Source organism: Sphingomonas sp. SORGH_AS_0438 (genome assembly GCF_031453475.1).
Classification (GTDB): Bacteria; Pseudomonadota; Alphaproteobacteria; order Sphingomonadales; family Sphingomonadaceae; genus Sphingomonas.
Genome location: NZ_JAVIZS010000001.1, coordinates 846,519 through 871,227, shown reverse-complemented (window position 1 = coordinate 871,227; position 24,709 = coordinate 846,519). Strand labels below are relative to the sequence as shown.

The window sequence follows — 24,709 nt, the reverse complement described above, 5'->3', positions numbered from 1 at the left end:
ACAGCCGGCGGGCAATAGCGCGGAGTCATCATTTAGAACGCGATGACATGACCTTGACTCGGGATCGTCATTGCGATCGCAGCGAAGCCATCCGAAGCGTCACGCGTGGCCATGGATTGCTTCGCTGCGCTCGCAATGACGGCATGGGTCAACCCGATGCCATCCTGCTCCAAGCTGGTGATGGGGGAAACCGGCGAGCCGGCGGACGGACGGCCTCGGCGTCCCCTGCGCCCAGAATCCGTTTCTCTTCGCTGCTTCACATGAACGAAGAAACGTTCAGAAACCTTCGGGCAAGTCGATCGGCCCGACCAGTTCGCGGTACCGGGTGATCGCATAGCGATCCGTCATCCCCGCGATGAAGTCGGCGATGTGCCGGCTGCGCGCCGGTTCCGCCTGCGGCAGGCGCTCCCGCCATTCGACCGGCATGGCGGCGGGATCGGCCGAATAGGTCGCGAACAGCCCGCTCACCACGTCCCGCGCCGCGTCCGCCGCCGCAAGCTGGACCGGGTGATGATAGAGATTGGCGTACATGAAACGCTTGAGGTCGCGCTCCGCCGTCCGCATCTCCTCGGAGAAGCCGACCAGGGTCCGGCCGGCGGCCCGGACATCGGCGACATCCCGAACGCCGCTATCCGCGATCCGCGCCTGTGTCTCCGCAAGCAGGTCGGTGACCATCGCCCCGATCTGCGTCCGCACCAGCTCGCGCGCCAGTCGCACCGGATGGCCGTCCGGGAAGCGCCGCCGCACCCCGTCCCAGGTCTGCGCCACCACCGGCACCGCCAGCAACTGGTCGAGCGTCAGCAAGCCCGCGCGCAAGCCGTCGTCGATATCGTGATTGTCATAGGCGATATCGTCGGCGATCGCCGCGACCTGCGCCTCCAGCGAGGCATGGTGCCCCAGTTCGAGCGGAAACTCCGCATCCGCCTGTGCCAGCGCCCAGCCGGGATGACGGACCGGGCCGTTATGCTTGGCCAGCCCCTCCAGCGTCTCCCAGCTGAGGTTGAGCCCGTTCCACAGCGGATAGGGGCTTTCCAGCTCGGTCAACACCCTGAGCGTATGGCCATTATGGTCGAAGCCGCCGGCTTCGGACATCGCCGCCTTCAGCGCATCCTCGCCGGCATGGCCGAAGGGGGGATGGCCGATGTCATGCGCCAGGCACAAAGCCTCGGTCAGGTCCTCGTTCAGGCCCAGCGCGCGCGCGATCGTCCGGCCGATCTGCGCCACTTCGATGCTATGGGTCAGGCGGACACGGAAATGGTCGCCGTCCGGCGCCATGAAGACCTGTGTCTTGTGGCGCAAGCGACGGAAGCTGATCGAGTGGATGATCCGGTCGCGGTCGCGCTGGAACGCGTCGCGCGGCCCCCGGACCTGACCGTCGCGCTGCTCGTCATGCCGCCGCCCCCGGCTTCGCGCCGGGTCCGACGCCCAGGGTGCGATCGTCACTTTGCCATTCCCCCGTTGGATATCGGCGCTTATTTCGCCGGCAGCTTGGTCACCGGCTGACCGGCATCGCTGGTGAAGGAGAAAGCCGAGACGCCCTCCTTCGCGAGCTGATTGACGAAGGCGCGTGCCTCCGCATCGGTCTTGAACGGGCCGGTCAGCACGCGGTTGGAGGCACGATTCTTGGTCGCATAGGCCGACCGGCTCTTGAGCGCCGACGCCTTGCCCTGCGCCCCCTTCCACGCCTTGGGCAGGTCGTCGGCATTCGCGCCGCCCGCCACCTGCACCCAGATCCGCGACGGATGGGCGCGGGCCGCCTTCTTCTCCGCCGCTTCCTTGTCGGCCAGGGCCTTCTTCTCGGCGGCGGCCTTCTTCTCCGCCTCGGCCTTGCGGGCGGCCGCACGGCGTTCGGCCGGCGTCTTGGGCGCGGCCTGCGCTGCGGCCTCCGCCTTGGCGAGGCGCGCCGCCGCCCGACGCTCGGCAGCGGTCTTGGGCGCGGCTTCCGCCTTGGCTAGACGCTCGGCCGCGCGGCGTTCGGCCGCCGTGCGCGGCTTGGCCGGGGCGGCGTCATCCGCGGCGGCATCGCCGGTCAGCCGCGCCGCGACGACGCGGCGGACGGCGGTATCGCGGGCTTCCTTGGCCGTAGCCTCGGTCATCACGCGGTGCCCGATATCCGAGGCCGGCGCGGTGGCGAGGCCGGCGGGCTCCTCCGGACGTGGCGACTGGGTGACGGCGCGGACCGGTTCCTCGACGCCCAGTTCGGACGCCGGGATCGACAGGCTGGCGACGATCCGCGCCAGCACCGCATCGGTCCGCCGCGTCGATGCGCTCGATTCGACCGGTGCGACACGGGCTGGCGGCGTCTCGGCCGTCTCGACGCGGTAGGGCTGGACCGGCACCGGCTGCACCACCGGCAACGGCGGCGCGAACCTCGGCACGGGGGCCTGGACCGGCTGAACCGATGCCACCGCCGTGGGCGCAGGCGTAGCGACCGGCTGCGCGGGTACGGGCTGCACCACCTCGCGCGACGGGGCCATGGTCACGACCGGCGCGGCGGCGACCTGCACGGGGCGGCTGGTCACTGGCCGGGTAGCGACGGGTTCGCGACGGCGGGTCGACCTGCGGCTGCTCTCGACCGGCTGGACCGTGCTGGTGGCGGCGACCTGCACCGGCGCATTGGCCTGGCGCGCCAGCGGCGGCAGCGGCGGGATCAGGCGCGCATCGGCGACCCGCTCCGGCGTGGCGAAGATCTCGCCGAAATGCACCGCGAAGGCGCGATCGGCGGCGGACAGCGTCGGCAGGCGCTGGAAGAAAGCACCCAGCCCCTGCGCCATCGTCGTCGGCATCATCGTGGTCGCGATCTTGTTCGCGCCGGCCGTGTCGCCGCTCATCGCCATGACGAAGGCGCGGGCACGCCAGGCGGCGCGGTCCTGACGGCGGACCAGCGGATCGAGTTGCTCGAGCGCCTGCGCCTGCTGGCCCGAAATGCCGAGCGACAGCGCATAGCGGCGCAGCGTCTCGTCGTCGCGGTCCTGCGCCAGCGCCAGCCGGTAATCCGCCTGCGCCCTCGCCTGCTCGCCGATCAGGTCATAGGCGAGGCCGCGATCCGCCGCGAATCGCGATGGCGCGACGCCGAAGCTTTCCGCCTGCTGGAAGAAGCGCAGCGCCTCGCCCGGCCGTTCGGAGCGGACCAGCACCGATCCCATGCCGGCCTTCACCCGACCGTCGCGCGGGGCGATCTTGTCGGCGCGGGCAAACAGCGAGGCGGCGGCGGACAGGTCGCCCATGCGAATCGACAGGTCGCCCGCCTCGACCAGCGCGTTCAGGTCGCGCGGATCGCTGGCGAGCCGGCGCATCACATCGCCGAGATCGTCCGCGAGCGTTCGGTGGAGCGGCTGCACCACCGCCTGCGCGGCCAGAGGAAGGGGCGCCAAGGCGGCAACAAGCGCGAGCGCGGCGGTCGAGAGAAAAAGCGGCTTCATGGGATCGATCCGGCTACAGCCCAGCCGGGATGAACCGGCAATGTCACAAGGCCCGCCGGTGCGACCAAACGGGCCGAGATGACGACAAGACGGGTGGCAACGGGCGGGCGGCAATGGGCCGACGACGCACTACGCGCCGACCATGGGTCAGGCCGGGCGAACGGACCGTCCCGACGGACAGAGGGTCGCACGGGGAGAGGATCGCCCCCTCCCCGTGGACCGTGCTTACTGGTTGTTCTGGCGGTGCAGGAAGCGCGGGATGTCGAGCGGATCGGCCGGCTTGGCCTCCTCCTCGCGCGGCGTGCCACGCGCGGCGTTCGACATGCGCTCGAACAGCGTGCCGCCCAGCTTGACGCGCGGGGCCGGAGCCGGCGGCTCGATCGCGCCGGTGTCGCTGCCCGGCGCCAGCCAGCGACGACGCGCACCGCCTTCGTCCGCCGCCGGTGCGGGGGCGGGCGTCGGCGCGGCATAGGCGGCCGGTTGGGCCGGTGCCGGCGCGCGCGGTGCGGCCGGGGGGCTCACCATCGTGTCCGCACCGAGCACCAACTCGTCATCGGCGGGATGGGGCGCGGGAGCCGGCGGAACGGCCGCCTGCGGCGCGACGGGCGCGGAGGCGACCGGCTGAGGGGCCGGCTGCGGTGCGACATATTGCGGCGCAGCGACGGGCGGCGCGGCGGGGACCGCCTGTTGCGGCGCCGCGGCCGGCGCGGCGGGCGCCTCGCTCGGGCGGAACGACGTGGTGTCGTCGGTCTTGCGGCCCAGGCCGAAAGAGAAGGAACGCGCCGAATCGCCGCCCTGCGACGGGCTGGGCACCACGCGCTCGACCGCCTCTATGCCGGTCGCGACCACCGATACGCGGATGCGGCCTTCCAGCTCCGGATTGAACGCCGAACCCCAGATGATGTTGGCGTCGGGATCGACCAGGTCGCGAATATGGTTCGCGGCCTCGTCCACCTCCAGCAGTCGCATGTCGTCGCCGCCGGTGATCGAGATGATGACGCCCTTGGCGCCCTGCATCGACACGCCGTCGAGCAGCGGGTTGGCGATCGCCTTCTGCGCCGCTTCCAGCGCGCGATTGTCGCCCGACGCCTCGCCGGTGCCCATCATCGCCTTGCCCATCTCCTGCATCACCGAACGGACGTCGGCGAAATCGAGGTTGATGAGGCCGGGCATGACCATCAGGTCGGTGATGCCGCGCACGCCCTGCTGCAACACCTCGTCCGCCATCGCGAACGCTTCCTTGAAGGTGGTGTTGGCATTGGCGATCAGGAACAGGTTCTGGTTCGGGATCACGATCAGCGTGTCGACGAACTTCTGCAGTTCCTCGATACCGCCATCGGCCGCCTTGGAACGGCGATTGCCCTCGAAGGCGAAGGGCTTGGTGACGACGCCGACGGTCAGGATACCCATGTCGCGCGCGGCCTTGGCGATGACGGGCGCGGCGCCGGTGCCGGTGCCGCCGCCCATGCCGGCGGCGATGAACACCATGTGGCAGCCCTCGAGCTGCTTAGCGAGGCTCTCGATCGTCTCTTCGGCGGCGGCGCGGCCGATCTCCGGCCGGGCGCCCGCGCCCAGCCCTTGCGTGATCTTCGCACCGAGCTGGATGCGGTTGGGCGCGGTCGACTGCTTCAACGCCTGCGCGTCGGTATTGGCGACCAGGAAGTCGACGCCCTGCACGTCGGCCCGCATCATGTTGGCGATGGCGTTGCCGCCGGCGCCGCCCACGCCGATCACCGCGATTCGCGGGGTCAGCTCATCCACCTCGGGTGCCAGAAATTCGATGCTCATCGCCACTCTTACTCCGCCGCACCCGAGCCATGTGTCCGCCCGCTCAGGTATCGATTATTGTTATGTACGCGACGATCCGCCGACCGCCACTTAAAAACGTCAATAGTTTGCCCGCGCCGCCTGGAGAAGCTTGCGAAACAGCCCCAGACCGCTCGGCCGGTGGACCGTTTGCCCGCTGGGGGCGACGGCGCGCAGGTCGATGGGATCGGTCGCGGCATAGAAAGCCAGTCCTGCCAGCGTTGCGAACGCCGGACCGGAATGGGCCTCGGGCAAGCCCGTCAGCCCGCGTGGTCTTCCAAGCCTCACCGACCGCCCTAGAGCCTGCTGCGCATAGTCCGCAATCCCCTTCAACTCGGCCCCGCCGCCTGTCAGCACGACCTGTCGCCCGACCGGACCTTCAAACTTCAAATGCGTCAAGGCCTTACGCACTTCGTTCATTTGATGTTCCAGTCTTTGGCGAATCACCGCGATCAATTGCGCCTTGGTGATCTGGGTGCCGCCATGGACATCGTCTTCCGCGCCGACCGGCGTGACCGGGATCATATCGTGATTGTCACGCGGCGATGCATTGGCCGAACCGTGGAAGCATTTCATCCGCTCCGCCAGCGCGCGTCGCGTCCCGAAGGCGGAGGCGATGTCGTCGGTGATGTCTTGCGCCCCCACGGGAATCGAGCAGAGGCCGACCAGCATCCCGCCCGCGAATAGCGAGACATTGGTGATGCCCGCCCCGATCTCGACCAGCGCGACGCCCAGCTCGCGCTCCTCCTCCGACAGGCAGGCCAGGCCCGTGGCGACCGGCGCGGCGATGATCGACTTCACTTCCAGATGCGCGGATCGGACGCACAGGTCCAGGTTGCGCACCGGCGAGCCATCGGCCGCGACGACATGGATGTGCACGCCCAATTTGTCGGCATGGAGGCCGAGCGGCTTCTTAACCCCAGTAAGACCGTCCAGCGTGTAGAGCGCCGGCTGCGCGTGCAGCACCATCCGCCCCTGCGGGTCGATCGACTGACGGCCCGCCGCCAGCAGCGCGTCGATATCCTGCTGCTCGACCTGATGGCCGCCCAGTTCGAACTCGACCTCCGCCACATCGGACACCAGCCCGCCGGCCGAGAAGCCGACCCAGACATTCTCGATGTTCAGCCCGGCGATCCGCTCGGCCTGTTCCACCGCCTCGCGCACCGCCGCCTCGGTCGCCCCCATATCGGCGATATAGCCGCGCTTCACGCCTCGGCTCTCGCGCTGACCGGTGCCGAGCACGATCAGCTCGCCGCCATCACCCTTTTGCGCGATCATCGCCGACACCTTGGACGACCCGATGTCGAGCGCGGTGATCAGACCTTCCGGTGCCACTTTCGCCATTATCTCACCCCTCGCCCCCGGCCGGCGCGTTATCGGCTCCGCTCTCGGACCCCGTGCCGCCGTCGACCGCCGCCGCATTCGCCGCGCCGTCCGTGTCCGGCGCGGTCGCCGTCCCGACCTGCGCGGGATCGGCCAGTGCATGGTTCTGGTTCATGCCGGGCTTGCGCGCAACCAGCTTCGCGGGGTCGCGCATGTCGAAGCGCATCCAGCCCCGCCCCAGAAGCGGCCGATTGGCGTCCAATTCGGCGAAGCGCGCCAGCGCCCGGCCCGCGCCATCTTCGGGCAGAGCCAGTACCTCGCCACTGGCGAAGGTCAGGTCCCAGCGGCGATTGCCGATCCAGGTCGCCGCCTTGATCTTCGGGCGAAGCTGGGGCGCGGCGGCGAGCAGCGCCTGATAGCCCGCCTCCTGCCGGTCGGCGCCCGGCCCGATAACCAACGGCAGGTTCGGGATGGCATTGGGCTGGACCGGCTCCAGCAGCACGCCGTCCTTGTCGATCAGCGTCAGCTCGCCGCGATCCTGCCACACCGCCGCCGGCGTACGCTCGACGATGTCGATCAGCAGCGTATCGGGCAGCCGGCGCGAGACATGCGCATCGGCGATCCAGCCATAGCGGAGCAGCCGGTCGCGGATCGCGGGCAGGTCGACCGCCAGCATCGAGGTGCGGTTCTGCTTGTCCTCCAGGGCGATCGCATAGACCGTCATCCGGTCCATCCGCTTCAGGCCGGTGATCTCGACCTGCTCGACGCGCAGGCCGGCCTGGCCCGCCGTGCTGGCCACCGCCGCGCCGATCATGCCGGGCACGCCGATCCAGGTGGCGATGCCGATGATCGCCATGCCCGCCAGCCCGGTGATCGACCAGGTCACCGCCTTCTTGACCGTCGCCTCGCTGACCGGCAGCCGCGCGACCAGGCGTTCGCCGAACGATACCGACTTGACCGGCTGGCGGCGGCGCGGGGCCGGTCGCTTGGGCGGCGGACCGCGCTTGATCGTGCGGCTCATCCCGGCCGCTCGCCATGCGGACGCCGCATCGCCTCGTCGACGATCGCCTGGACCAGTTCGGCATAGCTCATGCCGATATGGCGCGCCTGTTCGGGCACCAGGCTGAGCGGGGTCATGCCCGGCTGGGTGTTGACCTCCAGCAGGAACAGCCCATCGACGCCACGCTCGTCGTCCCAGCGGAAGTCGGAGCGGCTGGTGCCCTGGCACCCGAGCAGGCGATGCGCCTCCAGCGCCAGCGCCTTGCACGCATCGGCGATCTCGTCCGGGATGCGCGCCGGGCAGACATGCTCGGTCAGGCCGTCGGTATATTTGGCGTCGAAATCATACCAGCCATTCTTCGGGATCAGTTCGGTGACGCCCAGCGCCCGGTCGCCCAGCACCGCCGTGGTCAGCTCGCGCCCGCGAATATAGGGTTCGGCGAGCAGTTCGGCGAATTGCTGCCACGGCCCGGCGGCGTCCGGCGCGATCGGGTTGCCGTAATTGCCGTCCTCGGTGACGATGGCGACGCCGACCGACGAGCCCTCATTGACCGGCTTCAACACATAGGGGCGGGCCAGCGGATCGGCCTGGTGGATGTCGGCGGAGCGGACGATGCGCCCCCCCGGCATCGGCACGCCGTGCGGCACCAGCGCCTGCTTGGTCAGCACCTTGTCGATCGCGATGACCGAGGTAGCGAGGCCGCTATGCGTGTAGCGCAGGCCCATCAGATCCATCAGGCCCTGCACCGTGCCATCCTCGCCGGGCGAGCCGTGGAGCGCGTTGAACACCAGGTCCGGCCGCGCCGCCGCCAGCCGCGCGGCGACGTCGCGGTCCATGTCGATCCGCGTCACCCGGTGGCCGAGCGACTCGAGCGCGTCCGCGACGCCCGCGCCCGACATCAGCGACACCGGCCGCTCCGCCGACCACCCGCCCATCAGCACCGCGATATGCAGCGGCGTTACCGCGTCGGTCACTTGGCCACTCCCACGCGCTGGATTTCCCATTCCAGGGTCACGCCCGATTGCGCCTTCACTCTCGTCCTCACCTCTTCCCCCAGCGCCTCGATCTCGGCGCTGGTCGCCTGCCCCAGGTTGAGCAGGAAATTGCAATGCTTCTCCGACACCTGCGCGTCGCCCCGGGTCAGGCCGCGACAGCCCGCCGCATCGACCAGCGCCCAGGCCTTGTGCCCCTCCGGGTTCTTGAAGGTCGACCCGCCGGTGCGGCTGCGCAGCGGCTGCGATGCCTCGCGCTCGGCGGCGATCCGGTCCATCTCCGCGCCGATCGCGGCGGAGTCGCCGGGATGGCCACGGAACAGCGCCTCGATCACCACCACGCCCTCGGGCAGGTCCGAATGGCGATAGCGATAGTTCAGCCGCTCCGCCGGCCAGGTCTCGACGCTGCCGTCACGGCGCACCACCGTCGCCTCGACCAGGATGTCGCGCACTTCGCGGCCATAGGCCCCGCCGTTCATCCGCACGAAGCCGCCGACCGTGCCGGGAATGGAGCGCAGGAACTCGGTCCTGGCAATCCCCGCGTCACGCGCCGTGGAGGAGACCAGGATGCCGCTCGCCCCGCCGCCGCAGCGCAGGGTGACGTCGTCCACCCGCTCGACCTTGGCGAAGGGCTTGCCCAGCCGGATCACCACGCCCGGCATCCCGCCGTCGCGCACGATCAGATTGGAGCCCAGCCCCAGCGGATAGACCGGCATTGCGGGATCGAGCGCCGCCAGAAAGGCGGACAGGTCGTCGCGATCGGCTGGTTCGAACAGCCATTCCGCCGCGCCGCCGCTCTTGAACCAGACCAGGGGCGCCAGCGGCGCGGCCGGGGTCAGCCGCCCGCGCACCGCCGGCATCCCGGTCAGGACCGGCGCCGTCACCATGGACCGACGCCCCAGATCCGCATCCAGGCCTGCCACGCCTCCGCATTGGCCTGCGCCGCCTTGAGCGAGGCGTCCTGCGCCTTGGCGAAGGCCTCGCCCGAGTCGACCATCTTCTGGCCGACGCCGAGCGCCTGGCGCTGCGCGTCCAGCATCTGCTTCTGGAGATCGATCGAGCTCTTGAACCAATCGGTCATCGTGCCTCTCCGATGGCGCTGGCCAGGCCGGCGGCCCATTTGGTGATGTCGCCCGCGCCAAGACATACCACCATGTCGTCCGGCCGCAGATCGCCGGCCAGCTCCTGCGCCAACGCACCGGCATCGGCGACCGTTGCCGCGTGGCGATGGCCCCGCCGCTTGAGCCCGGCGACCAGCGCATCCGCATCGACGCCCTCGACCGGCGCTTCGCCCGCCGCGTAGACCGGCGTGACCAGCACCCGGTCGGCATCGTTGAAGGCGGTCTGGAAATCCTCCATCAGATTGCCCAGCCGCGAATAGCGATGCGGCTGGACGACGGCGATCACCCGCCCCCGCGCGCCCTCGCGCGCCGCTGCCAGCACCGCGCGGATCTCGACCGGATGATGGCCGTAATCGTCGATGATCGTCGCCGCGCCACCCTCGACCGGCACCTCGCCCACCTTGGTGAAGCGACGCTTGACGCCGCCGAACGCCTCGAACCCCTTCTGGATCGTGACGTCCGGAATACCCAGTTCCAGCGCCACGCCGATCGCGGCCAGCGCGTTCTGGACATTGTGGCGGCCGGGCATGGGCAGCTCGATCCCCTCGATAGACCGGGTCGCGCCGTCGCGCTGGCGGACGATGCATTCGAAGCGGTTGCCGCCGGGGATCGGCGTGACGTTGACGCCGCGCACATCGGCCTGCGCCGAGAAGCCATAGGTGACGACGCGCCGGTCGCGCACGCGCGGCAGGACGTTCTGCACCTCCGGATGGTCGAGACAGAGCAACGCCGCGCCGTAGAAGGGCACGTTTTCGACGAACTCGACGAACGCGTCCTTCACCGCCTCGAACGATCCGTAATGGTCGAGATGTTCGGGATCGATATTGGTGACGACCGCGATCGTCCCGTCCAGCCGCAGGAAGCTGCCGTCGCTCTCATCGGCCTCCACGACCATCCAGTCGCTGGCCCCCAGCCGCGCATTGGAGCCATAGCTGTTGATGATGCCGCCATTGATGACGGTGGGGTCGACCCCGCCGGCATCCAGCAGCGCCGCGACCATCGAGGTCGTCGTCGTCTTGCCATGCGTGCCCGCCACCGCGACGGTCGATTTCAGCCGCATCAGCTCCGCGAGCATCTCGGCCCGGCGCACCACCGGCACGCGCCGTTCCAACGCCGCCTCGACCTCCGGATTGGTGCGGGTGATCGCAGTCGAGACGACGACCACCGCCGCGTCGCCGATATTGGCCGCCGCATGGCCGATCGCGACCGGGATGCCCTTGTCGCGCAGGCCCTGCACGACATAGCCCTCCGCCACGTCGGAGCCCTGTACCCGGTAGCCCAGATTCTTCATCACCTCGGCGATGCCCGACATGCCGATCCCGCCGATGCCGACGAAATGGATCGTGCCGATATCGGTGGCCACACCCTTCATGCGCGGTAATCCCTCTTCATCGTCATGCGAATGCCGGTTTGTGCGCCTTCTGCACCTTGGGCAGGCGGACGCGCGGCGCATCCAGGCTCTCGACCAGATCGGCGAGGTCGCTGACCGCGTTGGGCCGGCCGACGCTGCGCGCGCGGCCCGCCGCATTCTCCATCGCCGCCGGGTCCAGGCCCAGCTTCTGCATCTGCTTGGCGAGCTCGACCGCGGTGAAATCCGCCTGCGCGATCGTCCGCGCGCCGCCCGCCCGGGTCATCTCGCGCGCGTTCGCCGTCTGGTGATCGTCGGTCGCGCTGGGCAGCGGGACCAGGATCGCCGGACGGCCGGCGGCGGTCAGCTCGGCGATGGTCGAGGCCCCGGCCCGGCCGATCACCAGATGCGCCCAGGCGAGTTGCTCGGGCATGTCCGGCAGATAGGTGGCGAGTTCGGCCGGAATGTCGTGCGCGGCATATTGCGCGCGCGCCGCATCGATATCCTCGACCCGCGCCTGATGCGTCACCTGCAGGCGGCGGCGGAAATTGGGGGGCAGCATCGCCAGGCCATCGGGCACCACGCGGCTCAGGATGTTCGCGCCCTGGCTGCCGCCGGTGACCAGCACGCGGAAGATGCCGTCCTCCTCCAGCAGCGGATAGGGCCGCGCGCGCAGCGCCAGCACCGCCTCGCGCACCGGATTGCCGACCAGATGCGTCTTCCCGGCATGGCGCGGCGACAGGCGCGCCGTCTCGTCATAGGAGGTGGCGATCGCATCGACCCGCCGCGCCACGACGCGATTGACCCGGCCCAGCACCGCATTCTGCTCGTGCACGGCGGTCGGAATCTGGTCGGCAAAGGCGGCGAGCAGCGCCGGAAAGGCGGGATAGCCGCCGAAGCCGATCACCGCCGCGGGCTTGAACGTGCGATAGAGCTGCCGCGCCATCGCCCGGCCGCGCCACATCTCGCGCATCGCCGGCACCCAGCCCTGCGGCTTCTTCGCCTGGAAACGGCCGGCGGGCAGGACATGCGTCTGCACCCCGTCGAACAGGCCGGGGAACCGCACGCCGCGCGCATCCGAGACCAGCGCGACCCGATGGCCGCGACGCATCAGCTCGGCCGCCAGCGCGGCGGCGGGCACCATATGGCCGCCGGTGCCGCCGGCCGCCAGGACGTAATGTTTCATCACTCACCGCTCCAGCGGACGACGTAGGGGCTCCGCGTCAGGAACGGATTGCGCCGCGTGAACGCCAGGAGCAAGCCCATGCCGATCGACAATGCGATCATCGACGATCCGCCATAGCTGATGAACGGCAGCGTCATCCCCTTGGACGGGGCGAGGCCGGTATTGACCGCCATCGACACCAGCGCCTGCGCGCCAAACTGCACCGCCAGGCCGGAGGCGGCGAGCAGCTTGAACTCGTCCTGCTCGTCCAGCAGCTTGACGAACACCCGCACCACGATCGCCAGGAAGACGAGCGCGATGATCATGCAGGCAATCAGCCCGAACTCCTCGCCGATCACCGAGAAGATATAGTCGGTATGCGCCTCCGGCAGGCCGAACTTGGCCGAGCCGCCGCCGGGACCGGTGCCGGTCCAGCCGCCGGCGGTCAGCGTGCGGTGCGCGGCGTCGACCTGGAAATGGTCGGCCGCGCCCTCGCCCTCGACATCGGGGAACAGGAAGGCGTCGATCCGCGCCCGCGCCGTGCCGTAGAACAAATAGGCCGCAACCAGCCCCACCGGCACCATGCCGACGATCCCGAGCAGCACGCGCATCGGCGTGCCCGCGATCATCAGCAGCGCCATCCAGACGGTGCAGAAGATCACCGTCTGCCCGAAATCGGGTTGCAGCATCAGCAGCACCGAGATGCCGCCGGTCAGCGCGCCGGTGATCAAGACGGTCGGCAGGCTTTCGTCCTTGCTCTTCAGCGACAGCAGCCAGGCGACCGTCACGATGAACATGGGCTTGAGGAACTCGGACGGCTGGAACTGCGCGAAGCCATAGCCGATCCAGCGTTTCGCGCCGTTGACGTTGACGCCGATCAGCGGCGTCAGCGCCAGCAGCACGACCAGCACCGCCGCGCCGGTCAGCGCCATCCGTCGCGCCACCGGCACCGGCAGCATCGACACGCCGAACAGCACGGGCAGCGACACGCCGACCCACATCACCTGCCGCCAGAAATAATAGAGCGGGGTGAGCTTGTGATGCTCGCCCGAATAGCGGACCGCCGTCGCCGGGCTGGCGGCCGCGACCGCGATCAGTCCGATCGCGATCAGGCACAGCGTCAGCAACAGCAGCATCCGGTCGATGTCCCAGAACCAGGTGCCGAGCGGCGACCGGTCGCCGCGCCCGCCCCGCTTCTTCATCTGCGCGATCAGCTTGGCGGAGCGTTTGGCGTCCCCCGCCTCGGTCGCCCGGGCATCGGTCATGCCAGCGCCTCCACCGCGCGGCGGAAGGCCCGGCCGCGATCCTCATAGTCGCGAAACTGGTCGAAGCTGGCGCAGGCGGGCGACAGCAGCACGACGTCGCCGGCCTGGGCATGGGCCGCCGCCCGGGCGACCGCCACGTCCAGCGTCCCGGCCTCCTCGACCGGCACCTTGCCGTCCAGCACCTGCGCGAAACGTGGTCCCGCCTCGCCGATCGTATAGGCGCGGACGACATGGCCGAACCACGGCGCGCAGGCGTCGAGGTCGTCGCCCTTGGCCCGGCCGCCGACGATCCAGTGGATGCGCGGGAATGCGCCCAGGGCCGGCGCGGCGCTTTCGGGATTGGTCGCCTTGCTGTCGTCGATAAAGGCGACGCCGTGGCGCTCCGCCACCCGCTCCATGCGATGCGGCAGGCCGGTGAAGCTTTCGAGCCCGCGATCGATCTCCGCCTCGCCGATCCCCAGCGACCGCGCGACCGCGATCGCGGCGAGCGCATTCTGTGCGTTGTGCGGGCCTTGCAGCGATGGCCAGCGCGACTGGTCCATGCAGACGCCGGGCGCGATCTTGGTCAGATGCTCGCCCTTCGCCGACAGGCTCCGCGCGATCGCCGCCGAGGGCGCGTCGCCGATACCGATCACCGCGTCGTGCCCGGCCGACTGCATCGCGAACAGCCGCGCCTTGGACGCGGCATAGCCCTCGAACCCGTCATACCGGTCGAGATGGTCGGGGGTGATGTTGAGCAGCACCGCCACGTCGCAGTCGAGGCTCTGCGTCAGGTCGATCTGGTAGCTGGACAGTTCCAGCACATAGACGCCGCCGTCCGGCAGCGGGGCCTGACCCAGGATCGGCAGGCCGATATTGCCGCCCATCAGATTGGGCCGCCCCGCCGTCTCGCACAGATGGCGGACCAGCGCGGTGGTGGTCGACTTGCCATTGGTGCCGGTGATGCCGACGACCCGGTGCGGCGGCAGCTCGGCGCGCGCCTCTGCGAACAGCTCGATATCGCCGATCACCGGCACGTCCGCGTCGCGCGCGCGTGCGACCAGGGGATGGGTGTTGAGCGGCACGCCCGGCGACACGACCAGCCCGGCCGCGCCGGTCAGGTCGAGCAGCATCGGGTCGTGGACGATGACGCCGTCGATCGCCGCCGCCGCGTCGCGCGCCGCTTCGTCCGAGTCCCAAGCGACGACATGGGCGCCGGCCGCCGCCAGCGCGCGCACGGTCGCCAGGCCGGACCGGGCCAGCCCCAGCACCGCATAGCGCTTCCCGCCCCAGGCGCGCGCGACGATCATCGCAGCTTCAACGTCGACAGGCCGGCCAGCGCCAGCACGAAGGCGATGATCCAGAAGCGGATCACGACGGTCGGCTCCGACCAGCCGAGCTGTTCGAAATGGTGATGGATCGGGGCCATGCGAAATACCCGCTTGCCGGTGCGCTTGTAGAAGAACACCTGGATGATGACCGACATCGCCTCGACCACGAACAGGCCGCCGATGATGCCCAGCACGATCTCGTGATGCGCGACGACCGCGATGGTGCCGAGCGCGCCGCCCAGCGCCAGGCTGCCCGTATCGCCCATGAACACCGCCGCCGGCGGCGCGTTGAACCACAGGAAGGCGAGGCCCGCGCCGACCACCGCGCCGCAGAAGATCGCCAGCTCGCCGGCGCCCGGCACGTGTGCAATGCCCAGATATTCGGCGAATTTGAAATTGCCGACCAGGTAGACGATCACCATGAACGCGACGCTGGCGATGATGACCGGCATCGTCGCCAGACCGTCCAGTCCATCGGTCAGGTTCACCGCATTGCCGAAGGCGACGATCGTGAAGGCGGCGAAGACCGGATAGAAATAGCCCAGGTCGAGATACATGCGCGACGTGAAGGGCAGGTAGAGATGCGGCCCGTTCTGCCCCATGATGATCCAGGCGGCGATGCCGGCGATGGCGAATTCCAGCAACAGCCGGGTGCGCCCGGAGACGCCCGCCGTCGATGCCTTCCGCACCTTGTCGTAATCGTCGAGGAAACCGATCGCGCCGAAGCCCAGGGTCACGAACAGGCAGGCCCAGACATAGGGGTTGAACACGTTCATCCAGATGACGACCGCCAGCACCATGCTGGTCAGGATCATCAGCCCGCCCATGGTCGGGGTGCCGCGCTTGGCGAGGTGCGTCTGCGGCCCGTCGGCGCGGATCGGCTGCCCCTTGCCTTGGCGGACACGGAGCCAGCCGATGAAGCGCGGGCCGATCAGCAGGCCGATGAACAGCGCCGTCGCCACCGTCGCGCCCGTCGCCGACCGGAACGACTGGTAACGGATAAGATTGAGCAGCCCGGGAAATCCAAGCTGCTCCGCAAGCCAGTATAGCATTCAGCCGCCCCTGAGCGCCGCGACCAGTCGCGACAGCCCTACGCCGTTGGAACCCTTGACCAGCACCACATCGCCCGGCGCGATCGTCGCGCGCAGCGTGTCGAGGGCCGTCGAAGCGTCCGGCACATGAACGATGTTAACCTGTGCGGCAAGGGCCTGGGCCAGCGGCCGCATCGCTTCGCCGACCAATATGGCCGTTTCGACCTTCGCCGCCAGCACCGGTTCGGCCAGCCCGGCATGATAGTCGGCCGATCCCTCGCCCAGCTCGCGCATCTCGCCCAGCACCGCCAGATGCCGGCCCGGCTCCTGCGCCAGCACCGCCAGCGTCGCCCGCATCGAGGCGGGGTTGGCATTGTAGCTTTCGTCGATGACGCGGGCCTGGCCCTCGCCCGCCGCGACGTCGAACCGCGCGCCGCGCCCCGCAAGGCCGCCCAGATCGGCGAGCGCCAGCCCCGCCAGCCCCAGATCGCCGCCGACCGCCTCCACCGCCGCCAGCACGCCCAGCGCGTTCGAGACCCAGTGGAGGCCCGGTTGCGACAGGGTGAAGCTCAACTCGCGCGTGCCGAGCCGCGCGGTGACATAGGTGCCGGCGGCGACGCGCATCATCTCCAGCGCCTGGACGTCCGCGCCCTTGTCGAGCCCGAAGGTGACGATCCGATCGGCATAGGGCTTGGCCGCGGCGATCAGCCGGTCGCGATGCGGGCTGTCATAGGGGACGATCGCCACCCCGCCCGGCTCCAGGCCCTGGAAGATCTCGCCCTTGGCGTCGGCGATCGCCGATTCATCGGGGAAGAACTCGGTATGCGCAGGCGCGATGGCGGTGATCAGCGCGACATGCGGGCGGACCAGCGTCGTCAGATGCGCCAGCTCGCCCGCATGGTTCATCCCCATCTCGAACACGCCGGCCCGCACCGCCCGGGGCATCCGCGCCAGGCTGAGCGGCACGCCGGTATGGTTGTTGTAGCTCTTGACCGACCGATGCACCGCATCGCGCCAGCCGCGCTCCAGACAGGCGTAGAGCGCCTCCTTGGCGCTGGTCTTGCCGACCGAGCCGGTGACGCCGACGATCCGTGCGTCGGTCCGTGCCCGCGCCGCACGGCCGAGATCCTCCAGCGCCGCGAAGGTGTCGGCGACACGGACGCTGGATCGTTCCTCGGCGCGAGACACCAGCGCCCCGGCCGCGCCCTGCGCATAGGCCTGGTCGAGGAAGCGGTGACCATCCGTCGCCTCGCCCGACAGCGCGACGAACAGGTCGCCGGACCCGACCTCGCGGCTGTCGAAGGCGACACCCGTCACGGCGAAATCGGCGCTGGCCGTCCCGCCGGTCGCGGCGGCGATCTCGCTTGCGGTCCACAGGCTCACGAGGCGTGCTCCTCGAGCGGTGTCGCCGGCTCCGCTCCACCATAGTTCAGGCCGAGCTTCCGTCGCTCGCGCGGTGCCGTTTCGGCGGGGACCGGTGCGACGGAGCGCTTCTCCGGCGGGATCACGATGCGGCGCTTCATGCCGCGCACTCCCGCGCCACCGTCACGTCGTCGAACGGCAGTTCCATCTCGCCGACGATCTGGCCCTGTTCATGGCCCTTGCCGGCGATCAGCACGATGTCCTCCGGTCCAGCCTCGGCGATGGCGGCGGCGATGGCGGCGCGGCGGTCACCGATCTCGGTCGCCCCCGGCGCGCCGGCCAGCACCGCGCGACGGATCGCCGCCGGGTCCTCGGTCCGCGGATTGTCGTCGGTCACAATGACGCGATCGGCATAGAGCTGCGCCACCTGCCCCATCGGCTCGCGCTTGCCGGCATCCCGGTCGCCGCCGGCGCCGAACACCACGATCAGGCGGCCGCCGGCATGGGGCTTGAGCGCGGCGATCGCCGCCTCCAGCGCGTCGGGCGTGTGCGCATAATCGACATAGACGGGGGCGCCGCTGCGCGCGATCACCGCCCGCTCCAGCCGCCCGCGCACCGGTTGCAGCCGTGCCAGCGCCTGGAGCGTCGGCCCGACCGGCGCACCGGTGGCGATCACCAGCCCGGCCGCGACCAGCGCGTTCGCGGCCTGATAGCCGCCGATCAGCGGCAGCTGGACCTGATGGACCTGCCCCTCCGCCTCGATCGTCAGCCCCTGGCCCAGCAGCGTCGGATCGCGCCCGACCAGCCGCAGCGTCGCGCCGCGCTCGCCGACCGTGATCAGCGCATTGCCACGCTCGCGCGCCAGATCGATCACCCGCGCGCTTTCGGGATCGTCGGCCCAGACCACCGCCGTGCCGTCAGGCGACAGCACTTCAGAGAAAAGCCGCAGCTTGGCGGTCAGATAGGCCGCCATGTCGCCATGATAATCGAGATGGTCGCGCGACAAATTGGTGAAGGCCGCCGCCGCTACGCGCAGACCCTCGGTCCGATATTGGGTGAGACCGTGGCTCGACGCCTCGAACGCGACATGCGTCACCCCCTCGCGCGCCAGGCCGGCGACGTTCGATAGGAAGGTGACGACATCGGGCGTGGTCAGGCCGGTATAGGTGCGGTCGTCGGCGGTGGTGACGCCCAGCGTGCCGATCGACGCGGCATGTTCGCCCGCCATCCGCCACAATTGCCGTGTCATCTCCACCACCGAGGTCTTGCCGTTGGTGCCGGTGACCGCGACCGCGACGTCCGGGAACGGCCCGAAGAAGCGCGCCGCCAGCCGCGCGAAACAGGCGCGCGGCTCCTCATGGACGATATGCACCGCCCCCTCGACCGTGACGCCCGGCCGGGTGACGACCGCGACCGCGCCCGAGCGGATCGCGTCGGCGATATAATCCTCGCCATTCACCCGTGCGCCCTGGAACGCGCCGAATATAGTGCCCGGCGCCACCTTGCGATGATCGATCGCGAAGCCGGTGACGCTCGTCTCTTCCGTCCCGCCGGTCAACTGGCCCAGCTTCATCGGCCGATCCTCAATGCCCGCCGCTCGCGGTCTTCACGGACGGGTCCTGCCACAGAGTCGGCAAGATGTCGGACACGTCGATATCCCGATGCTCGTCGGGCACCACGCCCAGCATCGACCCGACGCGCGCGATCGTGCGGCCGACGACCGGGGCAGTGTTCCAGGCAGCGGTCTTCCAACCGTAGGTCTCCTTGGTACCGAGCGGCGAATCGAGCATCGCCAGGACGACATAGCGCGGCGCATCCATCGGGAAGGCCGCGGCGAAGGTGGCGACGTTGCGGCTATGGTCATAGCCGCCCGCGACCGCCGCCTCCGCCGTACCCGTCTTGCCGCCGACGCGATAGCCCGGCGCATCGCCCTTGCGGCCCGTGCCGCGCAGCACGATCAGCCGCAGCATCTGGCGCATCCGCGCGCTGGTCGCCTCGCTGATGACGCGGCGGCCGACGGCCGCATGGCCGGGCTCGACCTTGAGCAGGGTCGCCGGCCGCCAGATGCCGCCATTGACCAGCGCGGCATAGGCGCTGGCGAGATGCAGCGGCGTCACCGCGATGCCATGGCCATAGGCGGTGGTCATCGTCGTGGTCCGCGCCCAATAGGTCGGCAGCAGCGGCCGGCCCTTTTCGCGTAGCTCGATATCGGGCTTGGTGTCGAAGCCGAGCTTCTTGAACATCGCCTGCATCCGCTGCGGCCCGACCTCGTCGGCGACGCGGGCGGTCGCGATGTTCGACGAATAGATCAGCGTCTCCGCCATGTTCAGCCAGCGCTTGGGATCACCGCGCTCGTCATGGATCGTATAGCCGCCGACCTTCAGCGGGTGCGTCGCGTCGAACCGGCGGTTCATCGAGGTGACGACACCCGTGTCGATCGCGGTCGCCATGGTGATCGGCTTGAAGGTCGATCCCAGCTCGAACACGCTCTGCGTGGTGATGTTGCGCAGCTCCTCGCTGCCCGCCATGCCGACGCGATTGGGGTTGAAGGTGGGCAGCGACACCATCGCGATCACCTCGCCCGTGGCGACGTCCAGCACGATGCCGCCGCCGCCGCGCGCGGAGAAGGTGGTCATCGCGCGACCCAGCTCGCTCTCCATCGCCGCCTGAACGCGCGCGTCGATCGACAGCGCTACGGGCGTCTTGGCCAGCGTCGGGTCGGTCAGCCGCGCGTCGAGCACGCGCTCCATGCCGCTCATGCCATGGCCGTCGGTCGACAGGAAACCGAGCGCATGGGCCGCCATGGTCGATTGCGGATAGAGCCGCTGCGTCTCGCGCGCGAAGACCAGGGCCGGCTCGCCGATCGCATTGACCTGCTCGACCAGCGCCGGCGAGGCGCGGCGCTGGAGATAGGCGAAGGAGGCGTTCTTGGTCAGCTGCGCGTAGAACCAAGCCTGGTCGCCGCGATCCGGCATCAACGCGGCGAGCCGCGCGGCGATCTCCATCCGGTCGCCCATGATCTTCTTCGGATGGACGCCGATCGTCCAGGCGTCGATCGTCCGGGCGAGCGGCGCGCCGTTGCGGTCGACGATATCCCCGCGCGCCGCCAGCGAGGCGACGGCGGCGCGCGCCTCGCTGCCCGAAAAGGCGGCCAGCATCCCCAGCCGGCCGATCACCAGCAGCACCGCCGCCCCGAACAGGAACAGCAACATCATCAGCCGCGTATGCGCGGTCGCCACCAACTGGTGGCGCTGCTTGGCGCTGCGGCGTTGCGCCGACGTCCGGGCGACCAGTGCCGTCACCGTTTGCCGCTCGCCTCGGTGCGTGCGCGCGACAGGATGTCACCCAGCGTCCGCTCGGACAGCAGCTTGCGGTCGAGCAGCGCCACCGCGTCCGGCTTCACCTTGGCGGCCGCGCTGGTCGCTGCGGTCACGGCGGCGGTGCGGACCAGGCCGACGTCCAGCCCCTTGCCGGCGCTCGCGGTACGGACGGTGGCGCGGACCGGCGCGGCGGCGGGCGCGACCGGGGCCGGCGCATTGGCGGCGACCAGGGTCATCGCCGGCTGCGGCGGCATGCCCGAGGGGACGAGCAACGCGGCGGTGCGGACCGGCGCGCCGTCCGGACCCGGCGTCGGGGCGGCATGGACGTCGATCGAGGCGAGCGCGGCCTCGTCGCCGACGAACTGCTGCGCGGTCGGGGCGGACAGGGCCAGCGTGTCGCCGTTCCAGCGTTCGAGCTGCGCCAGATTGGCGCGCGTGTCGAACTCGGTCTCCAGCGCGCGGATGTCCCGCTCGGCCGAGGCGATGCGGCGGTTCACCTGTTCCAGCTTCTTGCGCTCGTTCGCCACCTGCAGCGACACGAGGTAGAAGCCCAGGACCACGGCGACCGAGACCCCGAACCAGGCGAAGCCCTTCAACCGATAGGCCGCCGTCATACGCTCATCTCCTCTTTCCAGGCGGGCGCCGCCGTCCGCCTGGCTATCCGCAATGTTGCCGATCGGGCGCGCGGGTTGCGCGCCAATTCATCTTCGCCCGCACGGATCGCGCGGCCGACCGCCTCGAAGCTCGGCGCCGCCCCCGCCGCCGCCTGCGGCAGGTGCCGCGAGCCCGCGGGCGCGCCGCCCGACCGGTCGCGCAGGAAGCGCTTGACCAGCCGGTCCTCCAGGCTGTGGAAGGTCACGACCGCCAGCCGGCCGCCGGGCTTCAGGATCCGCTCCGCCGCCGCCAGTCCCTCGACCAGCTCGTGCAGCTCGCGGTTCACATGGATGCGGATCGCCTGGAAGGTCCGCGTGGCGGGGTCCTTCTTGTCGTGCGGCTTGTGGCCCAGCGCGCGGCGCACCACCGTCGCCAGCTCCGCCGTGCGCGACAAGGGCCGCGCCGCGACGATCGCCCGCGCGACCCGGCGCGACTTGGGCTCGTCGCCATAGCGATAGATGACGTCGGCGATCTCGTCCTCCTCGGCGGTGTTGAGGAAGTCGGCCGCGCTCATCCCGTCCTGGCTCATCCGCATGTCGAGCGGACCGTCCGACTGGAAGGAGAAGCCGCGCCCCGCCTGGTCGAGCTGCATCGACGACACGCCGATATCCATCGTCACGCCGTCGACCGGCGTCTCGATCGCCTGTTCCATGGTCGAGAAGTCGGCATGGACCAGCGTCAGCCCGTCAATGGCGGGGGCACGACCGGCGGCGATCGCATCGGGATCGCGGTCGAAGGCGATGACGCTTGCCCCCTGCGCTAGCAGCGCGCGCGTATAGCCGCCCGCCCCGAAGGTCGCGTCGACCATCGTCTCGCCCGGCGCGGGGGCGAGCGCCGCGAGCACCTCGTCGAGCAGGACGGGGATGTGCGGGGCGTCGGTCACAGCGTCACCCCCTTCTGCATCATGTAGAAGCGCGCCATTTCCTTGACGACGGGGGGCATGTCCTCGGTGTCGATCAGCGTCTTGGGGTCCCAGATCTCGATATAGTCGAGCACGCCATAGAAGAAGGCATGTTCGCCGATGTCGGCATAGAAGCGCGGAAAGGCCGGCATGATGAAGCGGCCCGAACCGTCGAACGGCACGGCCTCGCCGGCGGCGGCGCGACGCTTGATGTTATAGTCATATTCGCCGTCGGGGCCGGTATTCGCCGCCTCGCGCGCATCAAGGCGTGCGGCGAGGATGTCGACATAGCCCGGATCATAGGCGACGAGGCAGCGGTTCTTCTGATGGGCGCCGATAATGACGGTGCCGCCGGTCTTGCCGTCCGCCTTGGGCGCGTTGGCGGCGAGCGTGGCGCGGAGCGCGGCAGGTATGGCTACCCGTCCCTTGTCATCGACAAGGCCGATGCCATCGCCCTGATAACGCCCCCTGTCCAACACGCCAACTCCGCACTTCTGGCGCGCACGACCCCGCCGCGCCGAAAGGGGAAGATCGACTTCCTCTTCCAGTGCTTCCGCATCGGCGGTGAGCATGCCCCTGAATGAGCCTTGACGTACCAAGCCGGTGGCGGGGCCGCAACGGGATTTTTGGGGAAATCCGGGGAAGCTACCCGCATATCGTTGAAATAAGACGAACTACGGGAAAATGCGTAGGTCGCCGCAGCGCAGCGAAATCCATGTCAAAACGCCCGCTCCAGCATGGCCGGAGCGGGCGTTCCCGTAAAATCCCCAAACGACCCGGTCAGGATCGTCCGGTCTAAGCTATTGTGCGGTCGCCTGACTGTTGGCGGTCGGCGGCGCGACGCCCATTTCGGCAAGCGGCTCACCGGTCGAGGACGCGGGCGGTACGCTGTTGCCGGCGGCCATTTCGGCGACCAGATTGGCTTGCGCCACACCGGGCACCGGCCGCTCGCGCGTCACCGAGCCGATGATCGCACTGGCCAGCGCAATGAGCAGGACGACGGCAGCGAGGCCGATCATGCCGACCTTGACGCGCTGCACCGTCTGCGAGGGTTCGGGAGCACCATTCATCGTGTGGGTGCAACCTAGTGTCTCACGCGACAATTCTCAACCCGCCGCGACCGGATGCCCCGTTTCCGTCCTAGACCAGACCCTTGGCCGCGCGCCATTCCGGGTTGTGGAGCGTCGACAGGTAGCGGAAGCCCGTGTCGCACAGGATCGTCGCGACTCGCGCGCCCGGCCCGATCTGTCTGGCGAGCAGGATCGCACCGGCGACGTTGATGCCCGACGACAGGCCCAGGCACAGCCCCTCCTCGTCCAGCAGTCGCCGTACCCAATGATAGCCATCGGCATCCGAGACGCGGAACTGCGTATCGATCGGCGCGCCTTCCAGATTGGCGGTGATCCGGCCCTGCCCGATCCCCTCCGCCACCGACGAGCCCTCGGCCTTCAACTCCCCGCACGCATAATATTCGTAGAGCGCGGCGCCATGCGGGTCGGTCAGCGCGATCCGGATGCCCTCGTCATGCGCCTTCAGCCCCATGCCGACGCCGGCCAGCGTGCCGCCGGTGCCCGCCGCGCAGGTGAAGCCGTCGACGCGGCCCTCCATCTGCGTCCAGATCTCCTCGGCGGTGCCGGTGATATGGGCGCGACGATTGGCGATATTGTCGAACTGGTTGGCCCAGATCGCGCCCGGCGTCTCCTCCGCCAGCCGGCGCGAGGTGTGGACGAAATGGCAGGGCGAGGAATAGGGCGCGGCCGGCACCAGCACCAGTTCCGCGCCCAGGGCGCGCAACGTATCCATCTTCTCGCGGCTCTGCGTCTCCGGCATGACGATGACGGTGCGATAGCCCTTGGCATTGGCGACCAGCGCCAGGCCGATGCCGGTATTGCCGGCCGTGCCCTCGACGATCGTGCCGCCGGGCAGCAGCGCGCCGCGTTCCTCGGCATCCTCGATGATCGCCAGCGCGGCGCGATCCTTCACCGACGCGCCCGGATTGGCATATTCGCACTTGCCGAAGATATCGCCGCCGGCCGCCTCGCTCGGCCCCTTGAGCCGGACGAGCGGGGTATTGCCGATAAGGGACAGCGTGTCGGGGATGATGGCCATGCCGCGCCATACGCCCCGCACGCCGCCGGGCCAAGCGAGGGTCGCTTTGCCCCGGACAAGCCCGGCTAATGCTGCCGGCCGCCGCCTCGACGCCGACCGGGCGGGGCTCGGATCGCCCCAGGAATAACGATTGCCGACGCAACAATACTTGACGCGTCGTGCTGCATTCGCGAAGCGCAGGTTGCTATGAAAAGCTTCCTTCCCCTGCTCGCCGCCCCGCTGATGGCTCTCGCCGCCTGCAACTCGCAGCCGTCCAAGCCGGAAGTGATCGATGCCAATCCCGATCCCATGGCCAACCAGATCGCCAACGCCGCGCCCGTCGAGCTGCCGCCGGCGATACGCGCCGACAAGACCTTCCGCTGCTCGGACAGCTCGCTGGTCGGCGTCACCTTCTTCCAGGGCGACAAGCAGGTGCTGGTGCGCGCGCCGTCGACCGCGACGGCCGTCCGCCTGACCGCGCCCGAGGCCGGCAAGCCCTACACCGCCGAGGGCGGCTGGACGCTGAGCGGCGACGAGAAGACCATCACGCTGACCGCACCGGGCAAGAAGGGCCTGTCCTGCCACGTCTGAGGTCGACCTG

General features: G+C 69.7%; 23 protein-coding genes. 1 reads left to right on the top strand and 22 read right to left on the bottom strand.

What is annotated here, in order from left to right:
- Nucleotides 1–276 precede the first annotated feature (276 nt).
- The 22 genes from QE452_RS04245 to QE452_RS04140 all read right to left on the bottom strand — a co-directional run bounded on the left by QE452_RS04245 (nt 277) and on the right by QE452_RS04140 (nt 24,129).
- Complete coding sequence (locus tag QE452_RS04245) at nt 277–1,443, bottom strand: deoxyguanosinetriphosphate triphosphohydrolase (RefSeq protein ID WP_309659884.1); 1,167 nt, start codon at nt 1,441–1,443, stop codon at nt 277–279.
- A gap of 29 nt (nt 1,444–1,472) precedes the next feature.
- Complete coding sequence (locus QE452_RS04240) at nt 1,473–3,422, bottom strand: SPOR domain-containing protein (RefSeq protein ID WP_309659885.1); 1,950 nt, start codon at nt 3,420–3,422, stop codon at nt 1,473–1,475.
- Between the two features lie 225 nt (nt 3,423–3,647).
- Entirely contained in the window at nt 3,648–5,210 is a 1,563-nt protein-coding gene (ftsZ, locus tag QE452_RS04235; RefSeq protein ID WP_309659886.1) for a cell division protein FtsZ, read from the bottom strand.
- Between the two features lie 99 nt (nt 5,211–5,309).
- Nucleotides 5,310–6,572 (bottom strand): cell division protein FtsA, encoded by a 1,263-nt coding sequence (gene ftsA, locus QE452_RS04230; RefSeq protein WP_125993909.1) that lies wholly within the window; start codon nt 6,570–6,572, stop codon nt 5,310–5,312.
- Between the two features lie 4 nt (nt 6,573–6,576).
- Nucleotides 6,577–7,572, bottom strand: a complete 996-nt coding sequence (locus QE452_RS04225; RefSeq protein ID WP_309659887.1) for a cell division protein FtsQ/DivIB — start codon at nt 7,570–7,572, stop codon at nt 6,577–6,579.
- Complete coding sequence (locus QE452_RS04220; protein ID WP_309659888.1) at nt 7,569–8,555, bottom strand: D-alanine--D-alanine ligase; 987 nt, start codon at nt 8,553–8,555, stop codon at nt 7,569–7,571. Before QE452_RS04220 ends, QE452_RS04225 begins: the two co-directional genes overlap by 4 nt.
- Nucleotides 8,522–9,430 (bottom strand): UDP-N-acetylmuramate dehydrogenase, encoded by a 909-nt coding sequence (murB, locus tag QE452_RS04215; protein ID WP_309659889.1) that lies wholly within the window; start codon nt 9,428–9,430, stop codon nt 8,522–8,524. The genes QE452_RS04220 and murB overlap by 34 nt, the downstream gene beginning before the upstream one ends.
- Entirely contained in the window at nt 9,424–9,624 is a 201-nt protein-coding gene (locus QE452_RS04210; protein ID WP_164523541.1) for a hypothetical protein, read from the bottom strand. The genes murB and QE452_RS04210 overlap by 7 nt, the downstream gene beginning before the upstream one ends.
- On the bottom strand, nt 9,621–11,036 hold the full coding sequence (murC, locus tag QE452_RS04205; protein ID WP_309659890.1) for a UDP-N-acetylmuramate--L-alanine ligase: 1,416 nt from the start codon (nt 11,034–11,036) through the stop codon (nt 9,621–9,623). The genes QE452_RS04210 and murC overlap by 4 nt, the downstream gene beginning before the upstream one ends.
- A gap of 22 nt (nt 11,037–11,058) precedes the next feature.
- Nucleotides 11,059–12,198, bottom strand: a complete 1,140-nt coding sequence (gene murG / locus QE452_RS04200; protein ID WP_309659891.1) for an undecaprenyldiphospho-muramoylpentapeptide beta-N-acetylglucosaminyltransferase — start codon at nt 12,196–12,198, stop codon at nt 11,059–11,061.
- Nucleotides 12,198–13,442, bottom strand: coding sequence for an FtsW/RodA/SpoVE family cell cycle protein (locus QE452_RS04195; RefSeq protein ID WP_405052727.1), 1,245 nt, complete (start codon nt 13,440–13,442; stop codon nt 12,198–12,200). Before QE452_RS04195 ends, murG begins: the two co-directional genes overlap by 1 nt.
- Complete coding sequence (gene murD / locus QE452_RS04190; RefSeq protein ID WP_309729647.1) at nt 13,439–14,731, bottom strand: UDP-N-acetylmuramoyl-L-alanine--D-glutamate ligase; 1,293 nt, start codon at nt 14,729–14,731, stop codon at nt 13,439–13,441. The genes QE452_RS04195 and murD overlap by 4 nt, the downstream gene beginning before the upstream one ends.
- Nucleotides 14,728–15,804: a phospho-N-acetylmuramoyl-pentapeptide-transferase gene (mraY, locus tag QE452_RS04185; RefSeq protein WP_309729644.1), complete on the bottom strand. Its 1,077-nt coding sequence runs from the start codon at nt 15,802–15,804 to the stop codon at nt 14,728–14,730. The genes murD and mraY overlap by 4 nt, the downstream gene beginning before the upstream one ends.
- Nucleotides 15,805–17,166 carry a UDP-N-acetylmuramoyl-tripeptide--D-alanyl-D-alanine ligase gene (gene murF / locus QE452_RS04180; RefSeq protein WP_309659894.1) on the bottom strand — a complete coding sequence of 454 codons (1,362 nt, stop codon included), beginning with the start codon at nt 17,164–17,166 and terminating at the stop codon, nt 15,805–15,807.
- Nucleotides 17,163–17,306, bottom strand: coding sequence for a hypothetical protein (locus QE452_RS04175; protein ID WP_309659895.1), 144 nt, complete (start codon nt 17,304–17,306; stop codon nt 17,163–17,165). Before QE452_RS04175 ends, murF begins: the two co-directional genes overlap by 4 nt.
- Nucleotides 17,303–18,718, bottom strand: coding sequence for a UDP-N-acetylmuramoyl-L-alanyl-D-glutamate--2,6-diaminopimelate ligase (locus QE452_RS04170; RefSeq protein ID WP_309659896.1), 1,416 nt, complete (start codon nt 18,716–18,718; stop codon nt 17,303–17,305). The genes QE452_RS04175 and QE452_RS04170 overlap by 4 nt, the downstream gene beginning before the upstream one ends.
- Before the next feature lie 10 nt (nt 18,719–18,728).
- On the bottom strand, nt 18,729–20,447 hold the full coding sequence (locus tag QE452_RS04165; RefSeq protein ID WP_309659897.1) for a penicillin-binding protein 2: 1,719 nt from the start codon (nt 20,445–20,447) through the stop codon (nt 18,729–18,731).
- Nucleotides 20,444–21,079, bottom strand: coding sequence for a hypothetical protein (locus tag QE452_RS04160; protein ID WP_309659898.1), 636 nt, complete (start codon nt 21,077–21,079; stop codon nt 20,444–20,446). Before QE452_RS04160 ends, QE452_RS04165 begins: the two co-directional genes overlap by 4 nt.
- Nucleotides 21,076–22,002 (bottom strand): 16S rRNA (cytosine(1402)-N(4))-methyltransferase RsmH, encoded by a 927-nt coding sequence (gene rsmH / locus QE452_RS04155; protein WP_309659899.1) that lies wholly within the window; start codon nt 22,000–22,002, stop codon nt 21,076–21,078. Before rsmH ends, QE452_RS04160 begins: the two co-directional genes overlap by 4 nt.
- Nucleotides 21,999–22,499: a division/cell wall cluster transcriptional repressor MraZ gene (locus QE452_RS04150; protein ID WP_309659900.1), complete on the bottom strand. Its 501-nt coding sequence runs from the start codon at nt 22,497–22,499 to the stop codon at nt 21,999–22,001. Before QE452_RS04150 ends, rsmH begins: the two co-directional genes overlap by 4 nt.
- A gap of 321 nt (nt 22,500–22,820) precedes the next feature.
- On the bottom strand, nt 22,821–23,090 hold the full coding sequence (locus tag QE452_RS04145; protein WP_309659901.1) for a hypothetical protein: 270 nt from the start codon (nt 23,088–23,090) through the stop codon (nt 22,821–22,823).
- 70 nt (nt 23,091–23,160) lie between these two features.
- Nucleotides 23,161–24,129, bottom strand: a complete 969-nt coding sequence (locus QE452_RS04140; protein ID WP_309659902.1) for a cysteine synthase A — start codon at nt 24,127–24,129, stop codon at nt 23,161–23,163.
- Nucleotides 24,130–24,315: 186 nt separating this feature from the next.
- On the opposite strand from QE452_RS04140, the gene QE452_RS04135 reads away from it, so the two are divergent.
- Nucleotides 24,316–24,699, top strand: a complete 384-nt coding sequence (locus QE452_RS04135; protein ID WP_309659903.1) for a hypothetical protein — start codon at nt 24,316–24,318, stop codon at nt 24,697–24,699.
- Nucleotides 24,700–24,709: the final 10 nt, after the last annotated feature.

Coding starts and splice junctions, on each gene's coding strand:
- murC (WP_309659890.1), bottom strand. CDS start 11,036: ATGAAGGGTGTGGCCACCGATATCGGCACGATCCATTTCGTCGGCATC.
- murB (WP_309659889.1), bottom strand. CDS start 9,430: ATGGTGACGGCGCCGGTCCTGACCGGGATGCCGGCGGTGCGCGGGCGG.
- ftsZ (WP_309659886.1), bottom strand. CDS start 5,210: ATGAGCATCGAATTTCTGGCACCCGAGGTGGATGAGCTGACCCCGCGA.
- QE452_RS04220 (WP_309659888.1), bottom strand. CDS start 8,555: ATGGGAAATCCAGCGCGTGGGAGTGGCCAAGTGACCGACGCGGTAACG.
- QE452_RS04210 (WP_164523541.1), bottom strand. CDS start 9,624: ATGACCGATTGGTTCAAGAGCTCGATCGATCTCCAGAAGCAGATGCTG.
- QE452_RS04160 (WP_309659898.1), bottom strand. CDS start 21,079: ATGACGGCGGCCTATCGGTTGAAGGGCTTCGCCTGGTTCGGGGTCTCG.
- QE452_RS04140 (WP_309659902.1), bottom strand. CDS start 24,129: ATGGCCATCATCCCCGACACGCTGTCCCTTATCGGCAATACCCCGCTC.
- QE452_RS04195 (WP_405052727.1), bottom strand. CDS start 13,442: ATGACCGATGCCCGGGCGACCGAGGCGGGGGACGCCAAACGCTCCGCC.
- QE452_RS04145 (WP_309659901.1), bottom strand. CDS start 23,090: ATGAATGGTGCTCCCGAACCCTCGCAGACGGTGCAGCGCGTCAAGGTC.
- QE452_RS04225 (WP_309659887.1), bottom strand. CDS start 7,572: ATGAGCCGCACGATCAAGCGCGGTCCGCCGCCCAAGCGACCGGCCCCG.
- QE452_RS04175 (WP_309659895.1), bottom strand. CDS start 17,306: ATGAAGCGCCGCATCGTGATCCCGCCGGAGAAGCGCTCCGTCGCACCG.
- mraY (WP_309729644.1), bottom strand. CDS start 15,804: ATGCTATACTGGCTTGCGGAGCAGCTTGGATTTCCCGGGCTGCTCAAT.
- murD (WP_309729647.1), bottom strand. CDS start 14,731: ATGATCGTCGCGCGCGCCTGGGGCGGGAAGCGCTATGCGGTGCTGGGG.
- murG (WP_309659891.1), bottom strand. CDS start 12,198: ATGAAACATTACGTCCTGGCGGCCGGCGGCACCGGCGGCCATATGGTG.
- QE452_RS04170 (WP_309659896.1), bottom strand. CDS start 18,718: ATGAAGCTGGGCCAGTTGACCGGCGGGACGGAAGAGACGAGCGTCACC.
- QE452_RS04135 (WP_309659903.1), top strand. CDS start 24,316: ATGAAAAGCTTCCTTCCCCTGCTCGCCGCCCCGCTGATGGCTCTCGCC.
- QE452_RS04240 (WP_309659885.1), bottom strand. CDS start 3,422: ATGAAGCCGCTTTTTCTCTCGACCGCCGCGCTCGCGCTTGTTGCCGCC.
- ftsA (WP_125993909.1), bottom strand. CDS start 6,572: ATGGCGAAAGTGGCACCGGAAGGTCTGATCACCGCGCTCGACATCGGG.